We start from the raw sequence: 967 nt of genomic DNA, 5'->3' as shown, positions 1-967 counted from the left end.
CGGCGATCTTCATGGCCTCTTCGATGAGCGTCTCGACGATCTTCGACTCGGGAACGGTCTTGATGACCTCGCCCTTGACGAAGATCTGCCCCTTGCCGTTGCCGGACGCGACCCCGAGGTCCGCCTCGCGGGCCTCACCGGGGCCGTTGACGACGCAGCCCATGACGGCGACGCGCAGCGGCACCTCCAGGCCGTCGAGACCGGCCGCCACCTGGTCGGCGAGCTTGTAGACGTCGACCTGGGCGCGGCCGCAGGACGGGCAGGAGACGATCTCCAGACGGCGCTGCTTGAGGTTGAGCGCCTCCAGGATCTGCAGGCCGACCTTGACCTCCTCGACGGGCGGCGCGGACAGCGAGACCCGGATCGTGTCGCCGATGCCCTCGCTCAGCAGCGCGCCGAACGCCACCGCGGACTTGATCGTGCCCTGGAACGCCGGGCCCGCCTCCGTGACGCCGAGGTGCAGCGGGTAGTCGGACCGGGCGGCGAGCTGCCGGTAGGCGTTGACCATCACGACCGGGTCGTTGTGCTTGACCGAGATCTTGATGTCACCGAAGCCGTGCTCCTCGAAGAGCGACGCCTCCCACAGCGCGGACTCGACGAGCGCCTCCGGCGTGGCCTTGCCGTACTTCTTCAGCAGGCGCGCGTCGAGCGATCCGGCGTTGACGCCGATCCGGATCGGGGTGCCGGTGGCGGAGGCCGCCTTGGCGATCTCCTTCACCTTGTCGTCGAACTGCTTGATGTTGCCCGGGTTGACCCGCACCGCCGCGCAGCCGGCGTCGATCGCCGCGAACACGTACTTCGGCTGGAAGTGGATGTCCGCGATCACCGGGATCTGCGACTTGCGCGCGATCGTCGCCAGCGCGTCCGCGTCGTCCTGGGTGGGACAGGCCACCCGTACGATCTGGCAGCCCGAGGCCGTCAGCTCCGCGATCTGCTGGAGCGTCGCGCCGACGTCGGACGTCCTCGT

At 69.2% G+C, this 967-nt stretch carries 1 protein-coding gene; it reads right to left on the bottom strand.

Annotated features, from left to right (window positions below):
- Nucleotides 1-967, bottom strand: a 967-nt coding sequence (gene ispG, locus E2E34_RS34645; RefSeq protein ID WP_138905761.1) for a flavodoxin-dependent (E)-4-hydroxy-3-methylbut-2-enyl-diphosphate synthase, incomplete at both ends; no start/stop codon positions are given.

Source organism: Streptomyces albidochromogenes, assembly GCF_005981925.1.
GTDB classification, from domain to species: Bacteria; Actinomycetota; Actinomycetes; order Streptomycetales; family Streptomycetaceae; genus Streptomyces; species Streptomyces albidochromogenes.
Note: the sequence above shows the minus strand (reverse complement) of the source record. Positions and strands in the feature narration are given on the sequence as shown.